The sequence below is a fragment of the Brevibacterium sp. genome (assembly GCF_052105255.1).
Lineage (GTDB): Bacteria > Actinomycetota > Actinomycetes > Actinomycetales > Brevibacteriaceae > Brevibacterium > Brevibacterium linens_B.
The window spans coordinates 1-5,308 of sequence record NZ_JBQDYQ010000013.1; the positions used below are offsets into that span (position 1 = coordinate 1).

Genomic DNA, 5,308 nt, shown 5'->3' on the forward strand with positions numbered 1-5,308 from the left:
AAGACGCGATCAAGAAATACGATCCGGTCATCGGCATCGAGGTCCACGTCGAACTCGGCACCGCGACCAAGATGTTCGACGCCGCCCCCAACACCTTCGGCGGGGGACCGAACACAAACGTGACCCCCACCTCGCTGGGCCTGCCCGGGTCCCTGCCCGTGGTCAACGAAAAGGGTGTCGAGTACGCGATCAAGATCGGTCTGGCGCTCGGCTGCGAGATCGCCGAGACCTGTCGGTTCGCCCGCAAGAACTACTTCTACCCGGACGTGCCCAAGGACTTCCAGACCAGCCAGTCCGATGAGCCTATCGCGGCCGAGGGCCGGGTCGAGGTCGAGCTCGAGGACGGCACCATCGTCACCGTCCCCGTCGAGCGCGCCCACATGGAGGAGGACGCCGGCAAGAACACCCACGTGGGAGGGGCCACCGGCCGCATCCAGGGCGCCGACCATTCGTTGGTCGACTACAACCGCGCCGGTGTGCCGCTCGTGGAGATCGTCACCCACCCGATCACCGGGACAGGGGAGAGAGCCGCCGAGGTGGCCGCCGCCTATGTGCGCACACTGAGGGACATCTTCCGCGCCCTCGACGTCTCCGAAGCCCGCATGGAGCAGGGCAACGTCCGCGCCGACGTCAACGTGTCCCTGCGCGAGAGCCCCGAGGCACCGCTGGGTACCCGCACGGAGACGAAGAACGTCAACTCCTTCCGCTCGATCGAACGTGCCGTGCGCTTCGAGATCGCCCGCCAGGCGAGCCTCCTCGAGGCGGGGGAGAAGGTCGTCCAGGAGACCCGTCACTTCCACGAGGAGACCGGAGAGACCTCTTCGGGGCGTCCGAAGTCCGACGCCGACGACTACCGCTACTTCCCCGAGCCGGACCTCGTTCCGCTGCAGCCGTCCCGCGAATGGGTCGATCAGCTGCGGGCGAGTCTGCCCGAGCTGCCGGCGCAGAAGCGTCGCCGCCTCCTCGGGGAATGGAAGTTCTCCGACCTGGAGATGCGCGACATCGTCAACGCAGGACTTCTCGAAGCCATCGAGGACACCGTCACTGCCGGAGCGAAGCCGGCCGCGGCACGCAAATGGTGGACCGGTGAGGTCGCCCGCCTGGCCAACCAGGAGGACAAGCACCCCACCGAGATCGTCACACCCGCCCAGGTGGCAGGACTCGTCGATCTCATCGATGAGGGCAAGCTCAACGACAAGCTGGCCAAGGATGTGCTCACCGGAGTCTCAGCCGGCGAAGGCGAGCCCGCCGAGGTGATGGCCGCCCGCGACCTCGAAATCGTCGAGGACACCGGGGCACTCGAAGCCGCCGTCGAGGAGGCCATCGCGGCCAACCCCGATGTGGTCGAGAAGATCAAGGGCGGAAAGATGCAGGCCATCGGTGCGCTCATGGGCCCGATCATGAAGGCCACCCGCGGACAGGCCGATGCCGGAAAGGCCAAGGACCTCATCCTCTCCAAAATCAATGGCTGAGCTCAGGTCCGAACTGATCCTGGTCGACGCCGGCGCCTGACCGTGCCGAGCAGGACTCAGGATTGATCCAGCCACACCCTCTAGACTGTGCGTCCAAGGGAGCCGTCCGGGTTCCCGAGCACAGCGGAGGGTGTGGCTGTTCGCATTCCCCGCAACCGATGGCCTACAGGGACAGGGCCAAGAGCGTGACCCACACGCGTGGAGGTGAAGCGGTGTCTGAGTGGAAATCGCTGTGGAAGAGCGAATGCGGTAAGTCCGCGCCGATCTACCGGGTGCTCGTGCCCGACAGCGTCAACGAGGCGGTGCTGCGCGCCTGGAGTGCCCGCGGATACCGCTATTCGGCCGGAGCCCCGAGCGCGATCATGCTCACCGGTGGGATGAGCCGGAACTTCTTCCGCTCCAGCGTCCTGTTCAAAGGCGGCACCGCCGCCGGCACCGCCTTGACCGCGGGATTCGCGGCCCCCGGGGGACTGGCTCTGGTCTCTGGGTTCGCCGATGCCGCACTGACCTTCGGCGGGATGGGTGCGGCCACCGCCCTGGGGACCGGAATCTTCGCGGCCGTCACCGGCCCCAAATATTTCCGTGATCCGAAGCGTCTGAGCCGGAAGAACCGACGCAAGTTCTCAGGCGCCCAGTGGGTGACCCCGGCCAGCCTCGGCTATCTGCCCGGGCGCAAGGAAGGCCGGGACACCGACGAGCAGCGCCTGTTCCATCTCGCCGTCACGATCGCCCGCAAGATCGTGCGCACCCGCGCCTGGACCCATCCGATACTCAAAGACCACGTCTCTCGCGTCGACCTCGACCATGCCGTGGCCTCCATCGGCGTGCGGCTGCAGGAACTCGTCAGCCTCCGCGAGGAGATCGAGGGCATCCGTGATGCGGGGACCGCGAAGTCGGTGGAGACCTATCTGTCGAAGCTGGCCGTCGCGTTCTCGTCCATGGCACGCCGCGTGGAGTCGATGCACGACTACTACGAGCGCCTCCTCGAACTCGATCAGCAGCTGATGCTGCTGCACAACTCCGAACGCTCCCGCGAGCTCGGTGACCGGGTGCTCGACGTGCTGTCTCGCACCGCCGCGGACGATTCCGCCGATTGGCAGTTCAGGGAGCTGCGCATCGACGCGGACTCGCAGTCGTCGATCATCTCCGGGCTCGTCGCCGAACTCGATCAGACCGCCGATGATTTCGACGACTTCGACTCCCGCTTGGCTGCGGCTCAGAAGTCCGTGGACGAACTCGAGGCCTGAGCTCGACCCGGGCTCAGTGGCCGAAGGGGTCGGGGTCGACTCCTGGCATCCATGACAGGCCCGGTTGGTTGTAGCCATGCGCTTCCTGGGCCTTCTTCCACTTCTTCGACCAGCGCTTATCGAGGCGGTCGACGTAGAGGGTTCCCTGCAGGTGGTCGTATTCGTGCTGCATGATGCGCGCGAACCACCCGTCAGCGCTCAGGGTCACCGGTTCACCTTTCTCATCGAAGCCGTTGACGGTGACCCTGTCGGCACGTTTGAGGGGGAAATCGAGACTCGGCACCGACAGGCACCCTTCGGTCTCATCGTCGGGATCGGGACGTGTGTCGGGAACCTTTGAGGCAATGAGCACGGGATTGACGAAGGTGCCGCGACGACGCACACCATAGTCGTCATCGGCGTTGTACACGAAGATGGACTTGCCGACGCCGATCTGCGGTGCGGCCAGTCCGACACCGTTGCTGGCGTCGAGTGTCTCGTGCATGTCTGCGACGAGTTCGGCAAGGCCCTCGTCGAACTCGACGATCTTCTCGGCACGACGATGCAGAACGGGCTCGCCGTAGACGACGATGGGATGAATAGCCATGAGGATAATCGTATCGGTCGCCGGAGACCGTCTCAGCCCCAGCCTGACGGCGAGGGCCAGGCATGAGCGTCAGGGAGAGCCGCCTCGGTGATCATGTCCGCCGATTGCTCAGCGGTTGTTGCGAATCGGAACTGCGGCAGATGGATAGACATGCGACCGTTCCCAGCCTGTGATAGGGAACGTCATGTAGTTTCGCCGCCAGCGAACACAGATTGTTGAGCAACACATCTGGGAACACGTTCAGGGTCGGCATGGTTATGATGAGCACAAGCCGTCTCGGACCACGAGATGCAAGCTGTCGTTCCACCCGTTCAGGTGCACGTCCGCCGAACGGCGAGTGGCCGTCGACGGCGGTGCACAAGGAATCGTGAAAGGACTTACTTTGACCATCTTCAACAACGTCTCCGAACTCGTCGGCCGCACGCCGCTGGTCCGCATCAACAAGGCCAGTGACCGGTCGGGCGCCGAGATCGTGGCGAAGCTCGAATCCTCGAACCCCGGCAACTCCGTCAAGGACCGCATCGGCGTAGCGATGATCGACGCCGCCGAGAAATCAGGCGAACTCAAGCCCGGCGGAACCATCGTCGAGGCGACTTCGGGCAATACCGGCATCGCGCTGGCCATGGTCGGCACCTCCCGCGGCTACAAGGTCAAGCTGACGATGCCCGAGTCGATGTCGAAGGAACGTCGCGCCCTGCTGCGCGCCTTCGGTGCCGAACTCGTCCTCACCGACAAGGCTGAAGGTATGAAGGGGGCAGTGGCCAAGGCCGAAGAGCTTGCTTCCGACGGCGCCGTCCTCGTGCGCCAGTTCGAGAACCAGGCCAATGCCGAGATCCACAAGGCCACCACCGGTCCAGAGATCCTCGCCGACACCGACGGCAAGGTCGACATCTTCGTCTCCGGCATCGGCACGGGCGGAACCATCACCGGCGCGGGAGCCGCGCTGCGTGAGGCCAACCCGGATGTGAAGATCATCGCCGTCGAGCCCGCCGCTTCGCCGCTGCTGACCGAAGGTACGGCCGGACCGCACGCGATCCAGGGCCTCGGCGCGAACTTCGTGCCGAAGGTGCTCAACACCGATATCTACGACGAAGTCGTCGATGTTGACAACGACGACGCCTTCGAGCGGGCTCGCGCCGTCGCTGTCGAAGAGGGCCTGCTCGTCGGCATCTCCTCCGGTGCCGCACTCTTCGCTGCCGAGAAGGTCGCGTCTCGACCGGAGAACGCCGGCAAGCGCGTCGTCGTCATCATTCCCAGCTACGGCGAGCGGTATCTGTCGACTCCGCTGTTTGCCGAGTACATGGACTGACTCCATGGTAGCGGCACGAGGGCGTCAGACTTCGGTTTGGCGCCCTCGCTGTCTGCAGAGTCCGATGTCGGACCGCTGCGGGAATTCTTCCGCACGGATCCGACTTGCACGAGACAGACCAAGACGAACGAGCAGGGGAGTCAACGATGAAGGCACTGTGGACAGCGGCCGCGGCGGCCGCCGGTGCGGCAGCCTATGGGCTGACCCGACCCGGTGTGCGAGAGACGCTCAAAGAAGACCTTGAGACGGTGAAGCGGCGAGATCCGGCGGCGCGCAGTGATTTCGTCTCATTGGTGTCCTACCCGGGGATGCATGCCATCTGGGCCCACCGCGGACTCCACCGCCTGTGGCAGCACGATGCTGGAAAGGTACCCGCGCGACTGATGTCCCAGCTGGTAAGGACGCTGACCGGTGTGGAGATCCACCCGGGGGCGCAGATCGGGCGTCGCTTCTTCATCGACCACGCCAACGGCGTCGTCATCGGCGAGACCTCGGAGATCGGCGACGACGTCATGCTCTATCACCAGGTGACCCTCGGCGGCACATCGATGGCACAGACGAAGCGCCACCCGACGATCGGCAACCACGTGCTCGTCGGCGCCGGGGCGAAGATCCTCGGCCCGGTCGTCGTCGGCGACAACTCCGCGGTCGGAGCCAATGCCGTCGTCGTCAAGGACGTGGCGGCCGACTCGAG

At 65.1% G+C, this 5,308-nt stretch carries 5 protein-coding genes; 4 read left to right on the forward strand and 1 reads right to left on the reverse strand.

The window, feature by feature from the left end:
• Together gatB and ACTIIH_RS05770 are read left to right on the forward strand one after the other, a co-directional pair.
• A partial coding sequence (gene gatB / locus ACTIIH_RS05765; protein WP_441451061.1) for an Asp-tRNA(Asn)/Glu-tRNA(Gln) amidotransferase subunit GatB occupies positions 1 to 1,472 on the forward strand: 1,472 nt, incomplete at its 5' end.
• 212 nt (positions 1,473 to 1,684) lie between these two features.
• Positions 1,685 to 2,719: a hypothetical protein gene (locus ACTIIH_RS05770; RefSeq protein ID WP_441451063.1), complete on the forward strand. Its 1,035-nt coding sequence runs from the start codon at positions 1,685 to 1,687 to the stop codon at positions 2,717 to 2,719.
• A 13-nt stretch (positions 2,720 to 2,732) separates the two neighbouring features.
• Here ACTIIH_RS05770 and def read toward each other — a convergent pair whose 3' ends face one another.
• Positions 2,733 to 3,305, reverse strand: coding sequence for a peptide deformylase (gene def, locus ACTIIH_RS05775; RefSeq protein ID WP_441451064.1), 573 nt, complete (start codon positions 3,303 to 3,305; stop codon positions 2,733 to 2,735).
• 382 nt (positions 3,306 to 3,687) lie between these two features.
• On the opposite strand from def, the gene cysK reads away from it, so the two are divergent.
• Positions 3,688 to 4,614: a cysteine synthase A gene (cysK, locus tag ACTIIH_RS05780; RefSeq protein ID WP_441451066.1), complete on the forward strand. Its 927-nt coding sequence runs from the start codon at positions 3,688 to 3,690 to the stop codon at positions 4,612 to 4,614.
• Between the two features lie 146 nt (positions 4,615 to 4,760).
• The coding region (gene cysE / locus ACTIIH_RS05785; RefSeq protein ID WP_441451067.1) for a serine O-acetyltransferase at positions 4,761 to 5,308 on the forward strand (548 nt) is incomplete at its 3' end.

What these genes read in the sequence shown, in the direction of transcription:
- def (WP_441451064.1), bottom strand. Translation starts at nt 3,305, where the DNA reads ATGGCTATTCATCCCATCGTCGTCTACGGCGAGCCCGTTCTGCATCGT.